1 protein-coding gene and 1 pseudogene are annotated in these 830 nt (G+C 44.0%); both read right to left on the bottom strand.

The window, feature by feature from the left end:
- Positions 1 to 243 (bottom strand): annotated as a pseudogene (locus B3O33_RS08725) (mechanosensitive ion channel family protein); the annotation flags it as partial.
- Positions 244 to 258: 15 nt separating this feature from the next.
- Positions 259 to 830, bottom strand: a 572-nt coding sequence (locus B3O33_RS08720; RefSeq protein WP_414673284.1) for a sodium:calcium antiporter, incomplete at its 5' end; no start/stop codon positions are given.

The raw sequence follows: 830 nt of genomic DNA, 5'->3' as shown, positions 1-830 counted from the left end.
GAACATATCCAGAATAATTAAAACCGCAACGGCATAGACCAGATAAGCCATGGTTGAACTGAATAGTTTGATGACCGCCGGATCGATGCTATTAAACTTGAAATTGGCATTATTAAATACACGTCGTATCAAACGGGAAATGATGGTAGCCGCTATCAATACCACCACCGTCATCACCAGCTTATAACCAATGGCCAGAATTAATGCCGAGTTCTGTTCCCACAGTTGTATTAACCAATCCATCATGTCTAGGCCTGCTCAGGTAACGATAGTGCTGATTAGATAAGCAGTATACGAAACAAAGGCCAGCATGAAAAAGCCGCCTTCCAATCGGTTGATTCGTCCCTGTCTGCCGATACCAAAGCCAAAGATAAACAACAGGATAGTTAACCCCGCCATCATCGCTACATCACGGGTCAATATTTCATCTGGCACTGCAAACGGATGAATCAATCCGGCAATACCTACTACCGCCAGCGTGTTGAATAAATTGGAGCCAATCACATTGCCTAACGCAATATCGTGCTCACCTTTTTTTACCGCAATCAACGAGGAGGCAAGTTCAGGCAATGATGTACCGATAGCGACAACGGTTAAACCAATAATCAAATCACTGACGCCGAGAACCGTGGCAATCTCAACCGCACCCCAAACCAAAACCCGTGAACTGATAATCAAAAATACCAGACCGACAAATAACCATATCAGGGCTTTTTTCAAAGACATTGATTCGGTATTAAATTCCGCTTCCATCTCAGTGCCGAATGCATCCGGCGATTTCTGCATTCCCTGATAAATGGTCCAGCCCATCAATACAAAAAACACCAGTT

Source organism: Methylophaga sp. UBA1464 (genome assembly GCF_002325665.1).
Lineage (GTDB): Bacteria > Pseudomonadota > Gammaproteobacteria > Nitrosococcales > Methylophagaceae > Methylophaga.
Note: the sequence above shows the minus strand (reverse complement) of the source record. Positions and strands in the feature narration are given on the sequence as shown.